Annotated in this window: 17 protein-coding genes and 1 pseudogene; 8 read left to right on the top strand and 10 right to left on the bottom strand. The window is 71.0% G+C overall.

Annotation, left to right across the window (positions count from 1 at the left end):
- Both D7V97_RS44105 and D7V97_RS12765 read right to left on the bottom strand, forming a co-directional pair.
- A pseudogene (locus D7V97_RS44105) lies at window positions 1–338 on the bottom strand (hypothetical protein); the annotation flags it as partial.
- A 25-nt stretch (window positions 339–363) separates the two neighbouring features.
- Window positions 364–1,440, bottom strand: a complete 1,077-nt coding sequence (locus D7V97_RS12765) for a hypothetical protein (RefSeq protein ID WP_199728788.1) — start codon at window positions 1,438–1,440, stop codon at window positions 364–366.
- Between the two features lie 238 nt (window positions 1,441–1,678).
- On the opposite strand from D7V97_RS12765, the gene D7V97_RS12760 reads away from it, so the two are divergent.
- Window positions 1,679–2,524: a hypothetical protein gene (locus tag D7V97_RS12760; protein ID WP_120610894.1), complete on the top strand. Its 846-nt coding sequence runs from the start codon at window positions 1,679–1,681 to the stop codon at window positions 2,522–2,524.
- A gap of 60 nt (window positions 2,525–2,584) precedes the next feature.
- Here the strand turns inward: D7V97_RS12760 and D7V97_RS12755 are convergent, their stop codons facing one another.
- The gene (locus D7V97_RS12755; RefSeq protein WP_120610893.1) at window positions 2,585–2,854 is read right to left on the bottom strand and encodes a GlsB/YeaQ/YmgE family stress response membrane protein; all 270 of its coding nucleotides are present in this window, start codon (window positions 2,852–2,854) and stop codon (window positions 2,585–2,587) included.
- Between the two features lie 201 nt (window positions 2,855–3,055).
- On the opposite strand from D7V97_RS12755, the gene D7V97_RS12750 reads away from it, so the two are divergent.
- From D7V97_RS12750 to D7V97_RS12730, 5 genes are all read left to right on the top strand, one after another.
- A complete protein-coding gene (locus D7V97_RS12750) occupies window positions 3,056–3,937 on the top strand; it encodes a cupin-like domain-containing protein (RefSeq protein ID WP_120610892.1) in 882 nt (293 codons plus the stop codon).
- Window positions 3,938–4,112: 175 nt separating this feature from the next.
- Window positions 4,113–4,478 (top strand): group 1 truncated hemoglobin, encoded by a 366-nt coding sequence (locus D7V97_RS12745; protein WP_120610891.1) that lies wholly within the window; start codon window positions 4,113–4,115, stop codon window positions 4,476–4,478.
- Window positions 4,479–4,504: 26 nt separating this feature from the next.
- Complete coding sequence (locus D7V97_RS12740) at window positions 4,505–5,500, top strand: 2Fe-2S iron-sulfur cluster-binding protein (protein WP_120610890.1); 996 nt, start codon at window positions 4,505–4,507, stop codon at window positions 5,498–5,500.
- Between the two features lie 2 nt (window positions 5,501–5,502).
- Entirely contained in the window at window positions 5,503–5,961 is a 459-nt protein-coding gene (locus D7V97_RS12735; protein WP_120610889.1) for an Rrf2 family transcriptional regulator, read from the top strand.
- A gap of 103 nt (window positions 5,962–6,064) precedes the next feature.
- A complete protein-coding gene (locus D7V97_RS12730) occupies window positions 6,065–9,136 on the top strand; it encodes an aminotransferase class I/II-fold pyridoxal phosphate-dependent enzyme (protein WP_120610888.1) in 3,072 nt (1,023 codons plus the stop codon).
- Between the two features lie 102 nt (window positions 9,137–9,238).
- On the opposite strand, the gene D7V97_RS12725 is transcribed toward D7V97_RS12730, so the two are convergent.
- On the bottom strand, window positions 9,239–10,009 hold the full coding sequence (locus D7V97_RS12725; protein ID WP_120610887.1) for a glutathione S-transferase family protein: 771 nt from the start codon (window positions 10,007–10,009) through the stop codon (window positions 9,239–9,241).
- Between the two features lie 80 nt (window positions 10,010–10,089).
- Between D7V97_RS12725 and D7V97_RS12720 the strand changes: the two genes are divergently transcribed.
- Together D7V97_RS12720 and D7V97_RS12715 are read left to right on the top strand one after the other, a co-directional pair.
- Window positions 10,090–11,397 (top strand): acetamidase/formamidase family protein, encoded by a 1,308-nt coding sequence (locus D7V97_RS12720; RefSeq protein WP_120610896.1) that lies wholly within the window; start codon window positions 10,090–10,092, stop codon window positions 11,395–11,397.
- Between the two features lie 116 nt (window positions 11,398–11,513).
- The gene (locus D7V97_RS12715; protein ID WP_120610886.1) at window positions 11,514–12,077 is read left to right on the top strand and encodes an SRPBCC family protein; all 564 of its coding nucleotides are present in this window, start codon (window positions 11,514–11,516) and stop codon (window positions 12,075–12,077) included.
- On the opposite strand, the gene D7V97_RS12710 is transcribed toward D7V97_RS12715, so the two are convergent.
- From D7V97_RS12710 to D7V97_RS12685, 6 genes are all read right to left on the bottom strand, one after another.
- Window positions 12,063–13,283, bottom strand: coding sequence for a serine hydrolase (locus D7V97_RS12710; protein WP_120610885.1), 1,221 nt, complete (start codon window positions 13,281–13,283; stop codon window positions 12,063–12,065). The genes D7V97_RS12715 and D7V97_RS12710 overlap by 15 nt on opposite strands.
- Window positions 13,284–13,293: 10 nt before the next feature.
- Entirely contained in the window at window positions 13,294–13,827 is a 534-nt protein-coding gene (locus D7V97_RS12705) for a 2OG-Fe(II) oxygenase (RefSeq protein ID WP_233582726.1), read from the bottom strand.
- Window positions 13,828–13,996: 169 nt separating this feature from the next.
- Window positions 13,997–14,938, bottom strand: a complete 942-nt coding sequence (locus tag D7V97_RS12700; protein WP_120610883.1) for a RimK family alpha-L-glutamate ligase — start codon at window positions 14,936–14,938, stop codon at window positions 13,997–13,999.
- Window positions 14,939–14,966: 28 nt separating this feature from the next.
- A complete protein-coding gene (locus D7V97_RS12695) occupies window positions 14,967–15,830 on the bottom strand; it encodes a hypothetical protein (RefSeq protein WP_120610882.1) in 864 nt (287 codons plus the stop codon).
- A 112-nt stretch (window positions 15,831–15,942) separates the two neighbouring features.
- Entirely contained in the window at window positions 15,943–16,305 is a 363-nt protein-coding gene (locus D7V97_RS12690; protein WP_120610881.1) for a DUF3175 domain-containing protein, read from the bottom strand.
- Between the two features lie 115 nt (window positions 16,306–16,420).
- On the bottom strand, window positions 16,421–17,560 hold the full coding sequence (locus D7V97_RS12685) for a hypothetical protein (protein ID WP_120610880.1): 1,140 nt from the start codon (window positions 17,558–17,560) through the stop codon (window positions 16,421–16,423).
- Window positions 17,561–17,567: the final 7 nt, after the last annotated feature.

Below are 17,567 nucleotides of genomic sequence, written 5' to 3'. Positions count from 1 at the left end.
GGGGGCGAGGGGGGCGCTGGCCTGCCATCGAACCCGGCGGCGACGGAGCCGCGCTGCTGGCTGGGCGCCATCCCGTCCTGCTGCGGGGAGCCCTTCGCGTTGGTGCGCTCGCCTTCCGCCGAACGGGCGGACGCGCCTTCACCGCCGGAGGCCTGCGACGCGCCGCCCTTCGCGGAGGCGCCCTTTGTGGCGCCACCCTTGGCGGGGGCACCCTTCGCGGTCGCCTTGCCGGGAGTCTTCGCCTCTGTGGGCTTCGCCTTCTCTCGCGCTGCCTCCTCCCGGGGACCACGGACGGGCTGTCCCGGTCGGGGGATGTTGGGAGGAAGGCGGACGCTCATGGAAAGGGGCCTCGCGAGGGGGGAGTCAGGCCAGGTTCTTCATGTGGACGACGAGGTTGCTGTCGCTGCTGCCCAGCGTGCTCGCGTCGTCGGTGGGGATGACGTAGCCCTGATCCGCGCCGACGTGCTTGCGGAAGAAGTCTACCACCTCCGGATCCTGCACGTTGGCGGTGGTGCTCTTCTTGATGCCATACGCCTGGCCGTCCGCCCCCTTCGCCTTGACGGAGTCCGGCGCGGAGGCCAGCAGGTTGTCGGTGGTGCCCGACAGGCGGCCGCCGCTCACGGGCTGCATGGTCATGGCCGCGTTGTGGCCCTCGATGTAGCTGACGTCGTAGTACGTCTGCCCCATCCCGCCGTTGAACTTCACTTCACCGAGCGTCGCGTTCTTGCCGTCGCCGGACGCGCTGCGGAAGTTGCCGGACCAGCTGTCCGGGAACTGCACCGTGCGGCTCTCGCCGGGCTTGAGCGTGACGGAGTCCACGGCCTTCTCCCCGGCGTTGGGGGTGAAGTTCACCGTCATCGGCGTGGTGCCGTCGTTGTTCAGGGTGAGGGTGCTCTTGCCCTTCACCGCGCCCTGGGAGGGCTGCGAGGCGCCCTCCGCCTTCGCGAAGGGCGGCGCGTCCTGCGGGGGCGTCGTGTTGCGCGCCTGCTGCGGGAGGTTCGCCGGGCCCGCGTCGACCGCGGCGCTCTGCGGGACCTGATCCGCGCCACCCTGCTCGGCGCCGTTGGCGAACTGCTCCTCGCCGCCGAGGTCCGTCACGCCGCCATCGAAAGACGGCTCCTCGCCGCCCAGGTCCGGCACTCCGTCCTGCGCACTGGCGGCCGCGTCCACGGGACCGCCTTCGCCGCCCAGGATCTTCGCCAGCTCGCCCAGCACCTGCATCGCGAGCATCTGCCCCAGCTTCTCCATGCCGCCCTTGCCCGTGCCCGCCACCGAATCAAAGCCGTCCTGCTGCAGCAGTCCCTGAAGAGAAGGGACCTTCGCCGCATCCGCCGTCACCGGCGAGGGCCGCATGAGCGCGGAGGGAGGACGCTCGGTGGCCGTGGTGCGCGAGAGGGAGGGGCTGGGAACGGACGACTTGGACAGGGGGGAGAGCGCCATGGCGGTGTTCCTCGAAGGGGGACGGCTTGCGGCGGATGTGAAGGACAAGAGCAGGAGCCATGCCACGGCCCACACCTCTCCACACCGCGTCACAACCTCCGGGGATTGCTCGTGAAGGGCCGGTGAAATGCGACCGGTGGGAGGGGGCTCCTGATGACTGCTGTCAGTCCCCTGATGTCTGGCGTCATCACCCCAGGGCCGGTGTCGCGCCGCCCCGGGGGGCACCTACCATGGCGGTATGTGGATCCGGACTCTCACCCTCGGTTGCGTGGCCCTGGTGGCCTGTGCCGGCACGCACCCGGTAGCCGCCTCCCAGCCCTGGGTGCCGTGGAATGACCCCGCGAGCCTGGGGTGGACCGACTGCGAGCCGGGAAGCACGCTCGTCGAGCGTCACACGCCCGGAGATGGCGGCCTCCCGTTCGAGCTGCGACGGACGCGCATCGGGGACCCCGGGATCCGTGCGGAGGTGCAGACCGAGCGCCTGGGCCCCCAGGGCGCGCAGCGCCCCACGTGCTGCAGGTTGGCGTTTCCCCCCGGGGCCCTGGGCCATGAGCCGGACCGGGAGGAACTCTTCCTCCGCCGGGAGCTCTTCCAGGCGGGCGGGGGCAAGGTGGAGGTGGAGGTCGTTCGGCGGACGACCCGGCTGGACTCACAGTGTGACACCGTGCCCTGCCCCTGCATGCATGACGTCCTGGTGGAGGAGGTGGCGTACCGCCGCCCCGGCCCCGCGGGCGAGGGCGCCGTGCGCATCCGGTTCGACCCCAGCCGCTCGCACTTCTCCCGCTCTCAGGGCTGTAGCAGCCCCCCACGCGGCTCCGCTCCCGACGCCACGGGGCTCGTGGAGACCCGGGTGGCCATGGCGCTGGATGTGCCCTTCGGCCTCCAGGGCGCCCTCCACCGGTGCATGCGGGTGCGCACCTGGTTGTCTCCAGACCTGCCCGTCGAAGCCCTCGAGTGCCCGAGTGTCCTCGAAGGACGTGCGATGTGGCAGACGCCGGATTCGTCCACGAAAGGTGCTCGCACGCTCGAGACAACCGAGGTGGTGTCCTTCGACTGCAAGCAGTCCCCGCCCGGGGCGCCGTGAGAAAAAGAACGGCCCCCCTCCGCATAGGAGGGGGGCCGTCTCACTTCAGTGCCGCACGCGTCAGGCCCTGCGTACGGTCGCGGAGCGAATCACCCGCAGTATCAAGAGCAGCACCACCGCCCCGATGAACGCCACGAAGATGGTGCCCGCGATTCCGCCGAACGGAGCCCCGGTGCCGAGCGCCCGGAAGATGAAGCCGCCCAGGAACGCGCCGACCACGCCCACCACGATGTCGCCCACCACGCCATAGCCGCCGCCGACCACCGCGGACGCGAGCCACCCCGCGATGAGGCCGATGACCGCCCACAACAGGATTGCTTCCAAGCCCATGTCGTTCCTCCCGTGTCCCTCAAGCTGACGGGAACAACATGGGCACGATCCGGCGTGCGCGCTCCCCCCTCCCCCAGGTCGGAGCTTTTTGGGGAAGAAGCCCGGAATTCCAGGGGCTTGACCGTTCTCCAGCCCACAGTCACGCTGTGTCCCAGCCGCTTCGAAGCGCGCGGTACGCGGCGCTCGCGGCTGGAGACTGGTGTGTCACCCAAGCGCATCTTCGAGTCCGTAGGCCCTTCCTCCCTGGAGTTCGACCGGCAGTCGTTCCGGTGCCGGCACACGCTGCTGGGGCACCCCGCGCTGGAGCTGGAGAACCTGGCCGGAGTGGTGCAGCGGCTGCCCGCGGACAACGTGTTCTTCAGCTCCGGGCTGTTGCCCAAGGACGCGGACTTCGACCGCGCGCACGTGGACTACCGCACCGGGCTGTCGCTCAAGGACACCGTGGAGAACATGATGACGAGCAACTCGTACATCATGCTCCGCGCGCCGGAGCAGGACCCCAGCTTCCACGCGCTGTTCCGCCAGCTGCTCGCGGAGGTGGAGGACCTGATGCGCGCGCAGGGCGTGGGCACCACCGCCGTGGATCCGATGCTCTACCTGTTCATCGCGTCCCCCGGCAGCGTCACGCCCTTCCACCTGGACCGGTACTCCACGTTGCTGATGCAATTCCGTGGCACCAAGGAGGTGCACGTCTCCCCGGCGTGGGATGAGCAGGTGGTGCCGGCGGCGGACCTGGAGTCCTTCGTGGCGCGCTCGGGCTCGAAGGTGAACTACCGGGAGACCTTTGACGCGACGGCGACGCGCTACGCGTTCGGCCCCGGGGACGCGCTGCACATCCCGTTCGTGGCGCCGCACTACGTGAAGAACGGCAACGACGACGTCTCCGTGTCGCTGTCCATCATCTTCAACACCCGCGAGACGGCCCGCCACCTGCGCGCGCTGCGCACGAACCACCTCCTGCGCTCGCGGCTGGGACGGCTGGGCTACCAGCCCACGCCGGTGAACCGCTCCCTGCCGTTGGACCACGTGAAGAGCAACGTGGAGCGCGTGGTGCGCCGGGCCCGGCGCTTCCTGCCCGTCTGATTCGCGCGGGGACGACCCGCGACCTCCACACACCCCTCACGGACACCGTGTCCCGAACTGCGGCGGCCCATGCGGCCGCCTACTGCCGCGTCCAGGCAGTGTGTTGACGGTCCGGGATTTAACATGCATTCTGAATGCATCTTTAAGGGCCCACTTCCGGGCGAGGGAGACAGTCATGTCGAGCGTGTACGAGCAGATTGGCGGGGAGCCGGCGATGGCGGCGGCGGTGGAGCTCTTCTACCGGAAGGTGCTGGGCGACGAGCGCATCAGCCACTTCTTCGAGGACGTGGACATGGAGCGCCAGGCCGCGAAGCAGAAGGCGTTCCTCACGTTGGTGACCGGGGGGCCCGCGACCTACTCGGGCAAGGACATGCGGGCCGGCCACAAGCACCTGGTCCAGCGCGGGTTGAATGACATGCACTTCGACGCGGTGGCGGGTCACCTGAAGGAGACGCTGGAGGAGCTGGGGGTGCCAGCGGAGCTGGTGGGGAAGGTGATGGCGGTGGCGGAGGGCGCGCGGGCGGACGTGCTCAACCGCTAGACGGAAGAAAGGAAAGGGGGCACGTCATGGCCAAGGTGAAGCATGAAGCGGAGTGGTACCCGCTGGAGTCCGGCGAGACGGTGCTGGACGGGCTGCTGCGGCAGGGCGTGAGCGTGCCCCATGCATGCAGGGCGGGCGCCTGCCAGTCCTGCATGATGCGGGCGGTGGAGGGCACCGTGCCCCCGGCCGCGCAGGTCGGGCTCAAGGACACGCTCCGGGCGCGCAACTACTTCCTCGCGTGCGCATGCCGGCTGCCGGACGGCGGTGCGCTGGAGGTCGCGGGAGCGGGTGAGCTTCGCGTGCCCGCGCGCATCGTCTCGCTGGCGCCGCTCTCCCTGGACGTGCTCTCGGTGCGCCTGGAGACGGCGACGCCGCTGGACTACCGCGCGGGGCAGTACGTCACGCTCCTGCGCGCGGACGGCCTGGCGCGCAGCTACTCCCTCGCGAGCCTGACCCGGGAGCGCACGCTGGAGCTGCACGTGCGCCTCATCCCCGGCGGCGCGATGAGCGGCTGGCTCGCCACGGAGGCGAGGCCCGGCGACCGCGTGGAGGTGCAGGGACCGGCGGGTGATTGCTTCTACGTCCCCGGGCAGCCGGAGGCCCCGCTGCTGCTGGCGGGCACGGGCACGGGGCTCGCGCCCCTGTATGGGATTGTCCGTGACGCGCTGGAGGCCGGACACACCGGCCCCCTCCACCTGTTCCACGGCGCTCGGGAGCCGGGCGGGCTGTACCTGATGGACGCGCTGCGCGACCTGGCGGCGCGCCATCCCAACCTCCGCTACCGGCCCTGCGTGCTGAGCGGGGGCGGAGGGGACGTGGAGGAGGGGGCGCTGGAGGACCTCATCCGCGCCAGCCTCCCGAAGCGGCCCACGGGCTGGCGGGCGTTCCTCTGCGGCAACGCCGAAGGGGTACTATCCCTGCGCAAGAAGCTCTTCCTGGCGGGGTTCTCGCTGAAGGACATCCACGCGGATGCCTTCCTGCCGAGCACACCCCGGGTGGAGCCCGTCTCGGGAGCCGCCTGACCTTGCGCCTGACCCTTCACGCCGACTACGCGCTGCGCATCCTGATGTACCTGGCCGCACGCCCGGGCAGGCCATCGTCCACGCAGGAGATGGCGGACGCCTACGCCATCTCCAAGCACCACCTGGTGCGCGTGGTGCAGACGCTGGCGGGGCTGGGCTACGTGGAGGTGAGGCCGGGGCGCTCCGGCGGCGTGTTGCTGGCGCGGGCGCCCGGGGACATCCGGCTGGGCAAGGTGGTGCGCGCGGGTGAGCCGGACTTCCACCTGGTGGAGTGCTTCGACCGCGAGCACAACACCTGTCCCATCGCGCCCGCGTGCGGCCTCAAGGGCGTGCTGGCCGAGGCCCGGGACGCGTTCCTGGCCACGCTGGACAAGTACACGCTGGAGGACCTGCTGCGTCGCTCCAAGCCGGGCCTCGCCGACCTCTTCCTCCCGACGGGCACGTCGGAAGACCCGGGCTGATCACCGCCAGTGCGCGTGAGTATCCCGAGGCGTCGCGATGACGGGTCGCGTCGCGCGAGTGTCGTTGACAGGGAGCACCCGGGCCCGGACAGTCGCGCGCGCCATGGCCACCTATCCCGCGTCTCCCCGTGAAGCCTTCCTCCAGCTTCGCTCGCTCGCCGAGGCGCTGAGCCAACCGGAGGAGCGGCCCCGCGCACTGGTGGAGCTGCGCGCGCTGGCGGAGCTGTCGCGCGACCAACCGGAAGGGGCGCCCCTGCGCCTCGCGTCCGTCGTCGTGGCGGTGGGCGCGTCGCAGGAGCGGCTGGAGCTGTTCATCCCCCCGTCCATCTTCGCGCCCGAGGCGTGGGCCTTCACCTTCCTGGAGGGGCTGCTGAAGGTGCCGCTGGACGAGTACGCCGGCAAGAAGCTGGTGGAGGTGGGCGCGGGCTCCGGGTGGATCTGCATCGCGCTCGCGAAGTTCACCGGCCTCGCGCGCATCCGGGGCCTGGACCTCAACCCGCAGTCGCCCGCCGTGGGGCTCTGCAACGCGTGGCTCAACGGCGATGAACAGCTGGTGTCCCGGCTGTCGTTCGGAGAGAGCGACCTCTTGCGCGGCCTGCCCGCGGCGCCCTCCTGGGACTTCATCGTCGGGTGCATCCCCCAGGTGCTGCGCGGTGACGAGCTGCCGGCGGAGCTGGCGCAGGCGGATGAGCAGGCGCTGCACGACCTGTCCAACTACACGTCCCTGCAGAACGTCTACGAGGACCACTTCGGCCTGGGCCTCATCGCGCGGCTCCTGGACGAGGCGCCGGAGCGGCTGCTCCCTGGCGGGCGCCTGCTGTTGAACCTCGCGGGCCGTCCGGGCCGCGCCATCATCGCGCGCATGTTCACCCGGCGCGGCTACACCACCCGCGTGAACGTGGCCCGGCGGGTGATGCAGGCGGCGGACACGGACATCCGGCCCCTGGTGTCCCTGGAGCAGCGCACCGGACGCGAGTTCGAGTTCTTCATGGAGGCCCACAGCCCGGAGCCGCTGCGCGCCGCGACCGCGCTCGGCTGGCTCCAGTCCGGCCACCCCATCTGGCACGAGGTGGCGGTGTGGGAGGCGCACCTGTCGCTGCCCCGGGAAACCCTGGCCCTGCGCGCGTCCCTGCGCCACCTGGGCATCGCCGCGCTCCAGGAGGAGCTGGACCTGGGCGCCGCGTCCGCGGAGCAGCTGGGCTTCGTGGCCTCGCTCGCGGAGCGGCTGTCGCAGTCGCCGCACCTGCCGTATGCGCACGAGGCGGGGGACGCGTCCTTCCGACGGCTCGTGGCCCGCTACCTGGACCGCCACTTCGGGCTGCGGCTGTCGGAGGACTCGCTGTTCGTCGCACCCGAGCGCGAGCAGGCCGTCTATTCGCTGCTGCTCGCCACGTGCGACCCCGGTGACACGGTGCTGGTGTCGCGCAGCCTGCACCCGCTCTACGCCCGCGCGCTGGACAAGGCGGGCGTGCGCGCCGCGGTGACGCACAACACGCTGGAGGAGATCCGCCGCCTGCTCTCCGCCTTCGACGTGAAGGCCGTGCTGCTGACGGTGGAGCCGGGGGAGCGCACCAACCTCGCGGTGCTGCGCGACATCGTGGCGGAGGCGGCCCGGCGCGGCATCTGGGTGGTGCTGGACGAGAGCGCTTTCTTCAACATCACTGGCGAGGTGGAGCCGCGCACGCTCTTCGAGTTCCTCGCCCGCACGCCGCACGCGCCCAACCTCGTCATCCTCTACGGCTTCATCAAGAACGCCGTGTGGCCGGACCTGGAGCTGACGCTGCTGTTGCCCGTGCCGGAGCCGCTGCGCACCGACCTGGAGGTGGCCGCGGAGGTGACGTACTCGCGCATCAGCGTCTTCGCGGAGTGGTTCTACGAGCGCACGTTCTCCGAGCTGCTCGCCTTCCGCATGGCCTTCGCGGAGCCCGAACCTCCGGCCCCGCACCGCGCGCCCGAGGTTCCGCTGCCCCGCGCCAAGCGCATCGCGCAGCTGTCGAAGCTGCCCGCGTTCGCGCCCCGGTTCTTCCGCGAGGACGACCCGGAGCTCGTGCGCCTGGACTACGGCGAGAACGAGGGCCCGCTGCCGCTGCCGCTGGTGGAGGGGCTCATCGCGGCGGGAGTCGCCCCCCGCGCGGACTCCACGCAGACGGGCCTCTCCGAGTCCGTGGCGGCCTTCCTCCTGGAGACACGCGGCGCGCGCTACAGCGCCGACGACGTGGTCGTGGCCCCCGGCGTCTGGCCGCTCATGCACCACCTGGGCGTGGCGCTGCGCCATCGGCTGGGGCGGGTGCCGCGCATGTTCCTGGTCACCCCCTGTTACGGCGTGCTCGCGCCCACGTTCCTCGCGGCGGGCTGCGAGGTGGAGTCGGGGTCACTGGGCCACCTGCTGTCGCGCCGCATGCGGGGCGGTGCACCGGACGCGGTGGTGCTGTCGCAGCCGGCGAACCCCACGGGCCACTACCTGTCGCATGAGGAGTTGATGGCGCTGGCGACGTACGTGGTGGAGCAGCGCTGCCTGTGGGTGTCGGATGAAATCTTCGGGCTGGTGAACCTCACCAACCCGTCCGCGGAGACGGTGCACAGCCCGGTGTCGCTGGAGGGCGCGGTGCCCGGCATCGGCGCGCGCACGGTGCTGCTGGGCGGGCTGTCCAAGGAGTTCGCCGCGGGAGGCCTGCGCGTGGGCTGGCTCGCCACGAAGGACCGGGCGCTGGTGGCGGCGCTGCGCGACAGCGCTCCGGGCGTGCTGCATGCGCCCACCGCGCGCGCGGCGGCGTACCTGTACGCGGCCCATGCGCGGGGCCCGGATGGGCAGTTGCTCTATCCGGCGCGGCACAAGGCGCTGAGGGCGTACCTGGCGAGGATGCGGCGCGACCTCGCGGAGAAGCGCACGTTGCTCGCGGAGGCGCTGCCCGACGACGGTCGCGCCGAGTCCACCGAGGCCGGAGGACTCTTCCTCGCGCCCCGGATGACGGCGTGGTTGGGCCGCGCGGTGGACGGGGTGACGCTCACGCCGGAGAACCTGCCCCGCATCGTCTACGAGCACACCCACGTGGTGCTCAACGGCGGGGCGTGGTGCGGCGACCCGGAGCGCGTGCGCGCGGTGTTCTCCATCCCGCGCGAGAAGCTGCTGAAGGCCCGCGAGCGGCTGCGCGCCTTCGGCCAGCGGCTGCGCTGACGGCTCCCCTCGCGAGAAGCTGCTGAAGGCTCGCGAGCGGCTGCGCGCCTTCGGCCAGCGGCTGCGCTGACGGCTCCCCTCGCGAGCGGCTGCGCTGACTTGCTACCCGGCCACGGCGCGGGGCACGTCGTCGGCCGGGGCCTTCTGCCGGGTGTGGGCGTCCACGCGGTTCAGCCAGGCGGACAGGCGGGGACGCGCGGCCACCTGGTCGCGCTGCCACGGCGTCTCCTCCTGCCGGAAGCTGTGCAGGTGGCTGAACAGGGCGATGTCCGCCACGGTGAAGCGGCCCAGCCAGAAGCCGTCGGTGGGCGAGCGCAGCTCCAGCGCGTCCAGCTGCTCCTGCCACTTGCGCCAGCAGGTGGCCTCACCCGCGCGCCACACGTCGCGCGCCATCAGCGAGGACACGAGCTTCCGACGGAAGCCGAGTGCGATGACGGGCCGAATGAGCGGGGGCAGGGGACGGAAGAAGGCGGCGCGCACGCGGGGCCAGTTGCGCTCATCCGCCCAGCGCGCGGCGACGAGGAAGCCGTTGACGGCGGTGTCCGCGTACTCCTCCCAGATGTGGGCCTCCGCGGCGAGCTTCGGGTCGTCCGTCTCGTGGAACGTGCGGCCCGCGAGCTGTTGGATGCGACGGAGGATGTCGGAGGAGCCCGACACGGCCTCGTCCGCCACCAGCAGCACCGGCACCTGCCCGGTGGGGTTGTACTTCTTGAAGCTCGCCGGGATGCCGAAGCGCCGCTCGTAGGGCAGGCCCAGGAACTTCAGTCCCCGGTGCGCCTTCACGCAGTAGGACGAATAGCTTTCGAGGCCGGGGACTCCGGGGTCACCCGTCTCGCAGAGCACGAGTCGGGGGATGGGCTGGGGGGACGCCATGGGGTTCTCCTGCGACGCACACGCGATTTCGCGGCGGCATCCTAACGTTCTAGATGGGCTCCCCTACAATGCGCTCCGCCATGAACCGACTGCTCGTCCTGCTCCTCTGTTGCGCTCCGCCCCTGCTGTTCGCCCAGGCCCCGGCGACGGAGCAGTGGGTGGTGACGACCGACCTCTGGGGCAACCCCGCCTACCAGCTCCTCTCGCTGGAGCGCACCGGCAAGCAGCTCAAGGGCGAGCTCGACGGTGACCCGCTGTCAGGGGAGCGCGTGGGCAATGACCTCCGCTTCGTCGTCACCGACACGCGCAAGCAGACGTATGCCTTCAGCGGCAAGGTGAACGGGGAGTCGCTGCGAGGCACCGCGGACTACCCGGACAGCAACAACCCCCAGACGCGGGTGCCGCATGCCTTCACGGCCTGGCGGCTGCCTCCGCGCCCCGCGGGCCCTCCGCGCGTTCACGCGTTCACGCCCACCACCTGGTCCAACGAGTTCTCCGCCCACCGCAAGCCGGTGCTCACCGTCTGGCCGGGCGACACGGTGCGGACCACGACGCTCGACTCCGGCGGCATGGACTCGCAGGGCATCACGCGTGCGCTGTTTGGCAATCCCCAGACGGGGCCCTTCTTCATCGCCACCGCGAACCCGGGCGACACGCTGGTGGTTCGGCTCAAGCGGGTGCGGCTGAACAGGACGTTCGCGGACAGCCTGGACAGCATCGTGGGGCGGGCCCTCAACCCGGGCCTCGCCGCGAAGGCGACGGAGCTGGGCAAGCCCGTGCGCTGGAAGCTGGACCTGGAGCGCGGCGTCGCGAGCCCGGAGATGCCCACGGAGCGCTTGAAGTCGTTCACCGTCCCGCTGCGCCCCATGCTGGGCGGCCTCGCGGTGGCGCCCGGGTTCGGGGCCGCGTCGCTCTCCACCGGCGACACGGGCCGCTCCGGCGGCAACATGGACTTCAACGAGGTGGTGGAGGGCAACACCGTCTTCCTGCCCGTGTCGCAGCCCGGCGCGCTGCTCTACCTGGGCGACGCGCATGCCGCGCAGGGCGACGGTGAGACGTCGCAGTACGCGCTGGAGACCTCCATGGACGTCGAGTTCACAGTGGACGTCGTGCACGGCAAGCCGCCGCCCTCGACGCCCCGGGTGGAGTCCCCCACGCACCTGATGGCGCTGGGGCAGGGGGGCTCGCTGGATGATGCGCTGCGGTCCGCGACCGCCGGGATGGCGCAGTGGCTGGAGCAGGACTACGGGCTCACCCTGTCGGAGAGCGCCCAGGTGCTGGGCAGCTCCGTGCAGTACGTCGTCGCGAACCTCGCGGGGCGCAGCGTGGGCGTCGCCGCGAAGCTGGAGAAGGCGCGGCTCGCGGGCCTTGCTCCCGCGGGGAAGTAGAGGCCGCTGTTTCCGGGCGCCTGGCGGGACGACGTGGCGGCGGGAAATGCCCTGTCGAATTCGCGGCCCCTCGTTCGACGTGGAGCTGAAGCCACTTCAGAACAGGAGCCGTCCCCATGGCCGTCAAGCTCGCAGTCGCCGCCTTCCTCCTCGTCACCGCGCTGGGCGCCTTCATCGCCACCCGCCCGGAGCGCTTCCGCGTCGAACGCAACGCGCACGTCCAGGCGCCCCCGGACGTCGTCTTCGCGTTGATCAACGACCTGCGCGAGTACGACGTGTGGACGCCGTACCGCTTCGAACTCGCGCCCGGCCTGAGCAAGACCTTCGAGGGACCCGCCACGGGGCCGGGGGCCCGCTACACCTGGGTCGGAGGCAAGGCCGGCGACGGGCGCATGACCATCGAGGAGAGCCAGCCCGGGAAGCGCGTCGCCCTCAAGCTGGAGTTCTTCAAGCCGTTCGCCGCCACGAGCCAGACCTTCTTCGCGCTCGAGCCCGAGGCGGGCGGCACGCGGGTGAGCTGGAGCATGGAGGGCCCCAACACGCTCGTGGGCAAGGCCATGTCGCTCGTCGCGAACATGGACACGTTCATCGGCAAGGACTTCGAGAAGGGGCTCGCCAACCTGGACGCCGCCGCCCAGCGGCACCTGCCTTCCAGCGGGAGCGCCTCAGCCGTCCAGTGATGCGTACGCCGCTTTCGAGAACGCCACCGCGCGGGCCGAGTCGGAGGGGCCTCCCATCAGCCGCTGCGTCAACAGGATCGCCGTCAGGTCCTGCTGGGGATCGATGAAGAAGGTGGTGCCCGTGCTCCCTCCCCAGCCATAGCGCCCGGCCGTCGGGGAGATGCCATCCGGCCGTGTCGTCACGCTCCCACCGAAGCCCCAGCCGGATGCGTCCCAGAAGCCCGGAGAGAAGGGCGAGGCGGCCTTCTGGGCGGGCGTGAGCTGGTCGGTCAGCATCTCCTGGAGGCTCTGAGGTGACAGCAGCTGGCGCGCGCCGTGGCGGCCCGCGTTCAACAGCATCCGGCCGAAGGCGAGCAGGTCATCGGCGGTCGACAGCAGGCCGCCACCCTGGCCTCCCCCCGACTCGAAGAGGGGAGGTCGCGACCATGGGTCCGTCACGGGCTCCGCGACCTTGAGCATGCCGGTCTCGGGCGCGGCCTCGTAGAGGGTCACCATCCGGTGGAGCTTCTGCGCTGGCACGCTGAACGCCGTGTCGTGCATGCCCAGCGGCGCGAAGAGGCGCTCGCGGAGGAAGTCCCCGAACCCCTGGCCCGAGGCGCGCGCGACGAGCACGCCCAGGACCTCGTAGCCTGTGTGGTACAGCCACCGTTCGCCGGGCTGATGGACGAGCGGCAGCGCACCCAGCCGCCGCATGAACTCGTCGGGCGCGTGCGGAATCGCCGCGAAGCTGGGGGCGATCCGCGCCTCCTCCATCGCCCGCTGGACGGGGCAGGTGCCCGGCCGCGCCATGATGGCGCCGAGTCCCCACCGGAGCGTCAGCAGGTCGCGGAGCGTGATGGGCCTTCGCGCGGGAACGGTGTCGTCGAGCGGGCTGTCGAGTGACTTCAGGACGCGGCGGTCCGCCAGCTCCGGCAGCCACCGGTCCACCGGCGCATCGAGCTGGAGCGTCCCGTCCTCCACCAGCATCAGCGCCGCCACGGCGGTGATGGGCTTGGCCGCGGACGCGAGGCGGAAGAGCGAGTCGTGCTGCATGGGCACGCCGGACTGGAGGTCCTGCACACCCAGCACGTCCGCGTGCACCGCGTCTCCCCGGCTCACCACGGCGACGAGGCCGGGCACCTCGCCGCGCTCGACAGGGCCGCGCAGGGTGGCGGTCAAGACGGCGAGCCCTGCCTGGGACAGTCCGCGCGAAGGCGTCTTGCTCATGGCGCAAACCCTAACGCCTGGCGAGGATGAACGCGGTGATGGAGTAGCGCTGGTGGCCCTGCGCCGCGGCCGTCCACTCGGTCACGCGGTGGCGCGCTCCCACGGCGCGGAAGAGGAACACCGAGTTGAAGAGGGGTGGCACGCGCATCAGGTCCCGGTCGCCGTCAGGATGCGCGAAGGCGAGCACGCCGCCGAAGCGGTCCTCCCACGGGCGCGTGAAGTTGTAGACGACCGCGAGCCCGTCCTCTTCCGTGTCCAGGTGCTCCGGGAAGTGCTCGCCCACCTCCATGCGCGACACCTGGACCTGGCGGGTCTCCAGGGCGTGGGGCCAGCCCACGAGCTTCGCGTGGTAGGCCGCGCCGTCGTCCGTCTTGAGCCACGCGCAGAACTCCGTCAGCACGGAGGGCTGCTGCACATCCAACGGCGCGATGTGCAGCGGGTAGGGGCCGTGGTGGTGGCGCTGGAAGCGGGCCTCGCGCAGCGCCTGGTGCATGGCCTCGGCGCGCTCGGGGAGGAGCGCCTGCTGAAGGCAGACATGCGGCACCCGGCCCCCCGACGCGAACTCGTGGCGGATGGCGTCGTGCAGCGTGCTGGAGGCGGACGCAAGGCCGGTCCACCGGCTCGCGGAAGGCGGGAACGCGTTCGGCGTCCGTGCGCGGACGGGGCCGAAGACGCTGTCGGCGAAGTCCGCGACGAAGAAGCCGCTGGGGCGCTCAGGCCTTGGCGACGAGGTAGCTGGCGAGTCGGGTGATGACTTTTCCGTCGCGCGGATCATCGAAGAAGGAGATGGCGGGAGTGGGGTTGAATTCAAGGGCCACGAAGGCGCCCTCTTTCGTCCGGCGCAGGTCCACCGCCGTGAAGACCATGCCCAGCGCCTTCGCGCCGCGGATGCACAGCTCCCAGGCCTCCTTCGGCAGGCGGCCGGGCGTCACCTTGTCCAGGTTCTGCCGCGCGTCCACCACGCCCTCGGTGGGGATGCGGAAGGCCGCCACGGGCTCGCCGTCGAGCACGTAGGCGCGGAACTCGTCGCCAACGATCTGCTCCTGGAAGAGCACCGGGCAGTTGGCCACGAGCTGCAGCCGCTCATCGGTGAGGTCCGCCTCGCCCACCTTCTGCACGAGCGCCCCGCCGCCCAGCGGCTTGTAGATGACGGCGCCGTGGCGGGCGACGAACTCCCGCACCGCGTCCGGGGTGGCGGTGCCCAGGCTCGCGGGCACGGGAATCTTGTGCCGCCGCAGCAGGGCCAGCTGGTGCAGCTTCAGGTAGTGCAGCTCCACCGCCTCCAGCGGGTTGATGAACGAACACCCGCGCCGGTTGAGCGAGCGCAGCACCGAGTGGAGGAACGACTGGCGCTCCCGCTCCGCGAGGTACTGCTCCTGCCAGCGCGGGAAGTTGCGCGCGGACAGGGCTTCGGCCTCGGGGACCGGGAGCGAGAGGCGGATGGCCTTGATGTAGAACGAGCGCAGGTCGCTGAGACATTCACCGTCCCAGCGCACCTCGCCGTCCTCCCAGCTCAGGGTGGCGGAGTCGGGCACCCGGTCCGTTTCCACGACGATGGCTCGCGCGCGCCTTCGCTCCACCGCTTCAGCGACGAAGCGGGTGGCGTCATCCGAACGCGAGCCGATGACCACGACCTTCTTCTTCGAGGGCGCCATGGGGACCGTGACTTCGCCAGCGTGCTGACTAGGTGGGGACGTCCATCCGGACCTTCACCACGCGCTGGTCCAGCGGCTTGAGCTCCGGCTGCTGCGGGCCACGGAGGGGGTCGTCGGAGATGATCTTCACGATGACGCCGTCGTCGGGGATCTGGATGCCCGTGCCCGTGCCGGGGTCCTGGCCCTTGATGGGGTCGTCGGAGACGATCTTCACGATGACGTCCGGCACCTTGATGCCGGTCCCCGGGCCGTCGCCGCGGATGGGGTCGTCGGAGATGATCTTCACGATGACGTCGGGCACCTTGATGCCGGTCCCGGGGCCGTCGCCGCGGATGGGGTCGTCGGAGACGATCTTCACGATGTCGTCGGGGATCTGGATGCTGGTGCCCGGGCCCCCGGACTTGATGGGGTCGTCGGACTTGATCTTCACGATGCCGGGGCCCCCGGACTTGATGGGGTCGTCGGACTTGATCTTCATGATGCCGGGGCCGCCGGCCTGGCCCTTGATGGGGTCGTCGGACCTGATCTTGTGGATGCCGGGGTTGGTGCTCGGGCCCTGGCCCTTGATGGGGTCGTCGGACTTGATCTTGTGGAGGCCGGGATCCGTGGGGTGCGTGTGGTGCCCGTGATGGACGTGCCCGTGCCCGTGGTGAGGCTTCTTGTCGCCCTTCACGAAGCGGTCCGCGATCTCCCGCGCCTTCGGGGTCAGCTTCACCTGCTCGAAGGCATCGCGGATCTGCGCCTTCTGCTTCGAGTCCAGCTTCCCGGCGTCAGCGCCCTGGAGCGCCTTCTTCACGGCGGGTGCGCCCACCGCCTTGCCTTCGGTGCTGGCGCTCTTCAGCGCGGACTTGAGCGTGGAGATGAATCCCGTCGGGGCATTGATCTTGGTCATGGCAGGTCCTTTGCGAGGAGTTATCGCGGGGACCTTCCCGGGAGTTGCTTGTTTCTCCGAAGCTGAGAGTCCCGGCCGACCTGCCAGGGCTCCCCCTCCTGCCTGCCGCCGCTCAGGTCGCCTTGGAGGGGCGGTGGTAGAGCTTGCGCAGCTCCTCCTTGGCCTCCATGAGCGTGCGTTGGCGCTCCGCTGGAAGGTTCCGCCCGGCGCGGTTGCCATAGAATGTCAGCATCGACATGGCCGCCTGGAACGGCGTGGTCTTGCGTCGGTGGCTCTTCTCGGCGGACCGCTTCACCGAGCGGGCGAGCTCCTTCGGGGACTTGGTGAAGACCTTGTCCTCCAGCGTCATCGCGTTGCTGTGCTCCGTCACCTCCTTCGACCACCGGTGCGGCTTCGGTGTGCGCGAGGGGGTGGCAGGCTTCCTTCCCGGCGTGGTGTGGCCCCGGGTCTTGTCGCGGGTCGTCTTCGCAGCCATGGGTTCCTCCCGTCCGTGGCGGGCTGCGCCATCCATTCAAACGTGCGGCGGCCCCTCGCGATGCGCCACCCTCCCTGGCTCGCCTCCTGTCCAGGGACGTGACGGGGCGCGTCCGTCAGACCATCCGCAGGAAGCGGTTGATGTCGCGGAAGAGCCAGAGCGGGCTGCCGTGCCAGACCACGACCTCGAGCAGCCCCGCCCAGACCACGAGCCCCAGGCGCACGGCGGTGGGCCATCGCGCCGGCCGTAGCACGCCCACCGCGAGCGGGACCAGCAGCAGCGCGGAGGCGTGCCACCAGTGGCGCGTGTCGATGAAGGCCAGCACGGTCCCCAGCCCCACCGACGCGGCCACGAAGCCCCCCGCGCCCCGCCACGCGAGCACGACGGCCGTCACGCTCAAGCCCAGCACCAGCGCCACCGTCCGGGGCTCCCCCAGGATGGACGGCGTCGCGGCATCCGTCCGAGCCGCCAGCGGCGCCATCCACAGGAAGGTGCGCACGCACACGACGCCCACCGCGGCCACCCCGAGCAGCGTGGCCCACGGCCACTCGCGCACCGTCCGTCCGCGCACCGCCTGTGTCAGCGCCACCACGCCCACCGCCACGAGGATGAGCGCGCGGTAGTGCAGCAGCGCCGCGAGCGCCACCCAGCGCAGCGCCGTGACGGGGCGCTCCTTCGCCAGCGCCCCCAGCGCTAGCACGCCGCAGACGATCCACGCGCCGTCGTATTGCCCGTTGAGCGCCAGCCGCATCAGCACGAGCCAGCAGAGGGCTCCCACGGCCCAGCGGCCCCCGGCGGGCAGTCCGTCCAACAGTCGCAGCACGGCGTAGAGGGCCACGTGCGCGCAGAAGAGCAGGTACAGCAGACACACCTGCCCGAAGGCCTGCGGCGACATGGGCACCCACTGCCCCACGAGCGTCAGGGGCAGGAAGAGCACCAGGGTGCCGGGGGGATACACATACGGCACGTCCAGCCAGTGATCGAGGGCCTGCCGGTAGGCGAGGCCTTCCCGCAGCTCACCGAGCGACGTCGTGTACAGGGCCTCGACGCCCCGGTTCATCCCCACCCAGACCACGTAGGGATGGCGCACATGGTCGGTGTAGCCCGGCTGCAACGTCCCCAGCGGCGTCACGCCCGACAGCGGAATGGCCGCCAGCAGTGCGAGGGAAAGCAGGGTGAGCGCGCGCCACATCGTGGTGGCGTGACGGGCGAAGAGGCCCGTCCAGGGGGCTCGAAGGAGCAGGGGCGTGTCCATGCGAGGC

The organism is Corallococcus sp. CA053C (assembly GCF_003611675.1).
Taxonomy (GTDB): Bacteria; Myxococcota; Myxococcia; order Myxococcales; family Myxococcaceae; genus Corallococcus.
Note: the sequence above shows the minus strand (reverse complement) of the source record. Positions and strands in the feature narration are given on the sequence as shown.

Bases quoted from the DNA above. Each gene is read 5' to 3' on its own strand.
- D7V97_RS12730 (WP_120610888.1), top strand. From the start codon at position 6,065: ATGGCCACCTATCCCGCGTCTCCCCGTGAAGCCTTCCTCCAGCTTCGC.
- D7V97_RS12710 (WP_120610885.1), bottom strand. From the start codon at position 13,283: ATGAGCAAGACGCCTTCGCGCGGACTGTCCCAGGCAGGGCTCGCCGTC.
- D7V97_RS12755 (WP_120610893.1), bottom strand. From the start codon at position 2,854: ATGGGCTTGGAAGCAATCCTGTTGTGGGCGGTCATCGGCCTCATCGCG.
- D7V97_RS12760 (WP_120610894.1), top strand. From the start codon at position 1,679: ATGTGGATCCGGACTCTCACCCTCGGTTGCGTGGCCCTGGTGGCCTGT.
- D7V97_RS12725 (WP_120610887.1), bottom strand. From the start codon at position 10,009: ATGGCGTCCCCCCAGCCCATCCCCCGACTCGTGCTCTGCGAGACGGGT.
- D7V97_RS12765 (WP_199728788.1), bottom strand. From the start codon at position 1,440: ATGGCGCTCTCCCCCCTGTCCAAGTCGTCCGTTCCCAGCCCCTCCCTC.
- D7V97_RS12685 (WP_120610880.1), bottom strand. From the start codon at position 17,560: ATGGACACGCCCCTGCTCCTTCGAGCCCCCTGGACGGGCCTCTTCGCC.
- D7V97_RS12695 (WP_120610882.1), bottom strand. From the start codon at position 15,830: ATGACCAAGATCAATGCCCCGACGGGATTCATCTCCACGCTCAAGTCC.
- D7V97_RS12720 (WP_120610896.1), top strand. From the start codon at position 10,090: ATGAACCGACTGCTCGTCCTGCTCCTCTGTTGCGCTCCGCCCCTGCTG.
- D7V97_RS12740 (WP_120610890.1), top strand. From the start codon at position 4,505: ATGGCCAAGGTGAAGCATGAAGCGGAGTGGTACCCGCTGGAGTCCGGC.
- D7V97_RS12700 (WP_120610883.1), bottom strand. From the start codon at position 14,938: ATGGCGCCCTCGAAGAAGAAGGTCGTGGTCATCGGCTCGCGTTCGGAT.
- D7V97_RS12690 (WP_120610881.1), bottom strand. From the start codon at position 16,305: ATGGCTGCGAAGACGACCCGCGACAAGACCCGGGGCCACACCACGCCG.
- D7V97_RS12715 (WP_120610886.1), top strand. From the start codon at position 11,514: ATGGCCGTCAAGCTCGCAGTCGCCGCCTTCCTCCTCGTCACCGCGCTG.
- D7V97_RS12745 (WP_120610891.1), top strand. From the start codon at position 4,113: ATGTCGAGCGTGTACGAGCAGATTGGCGGGGAGCCGGCGATGGCGGCG.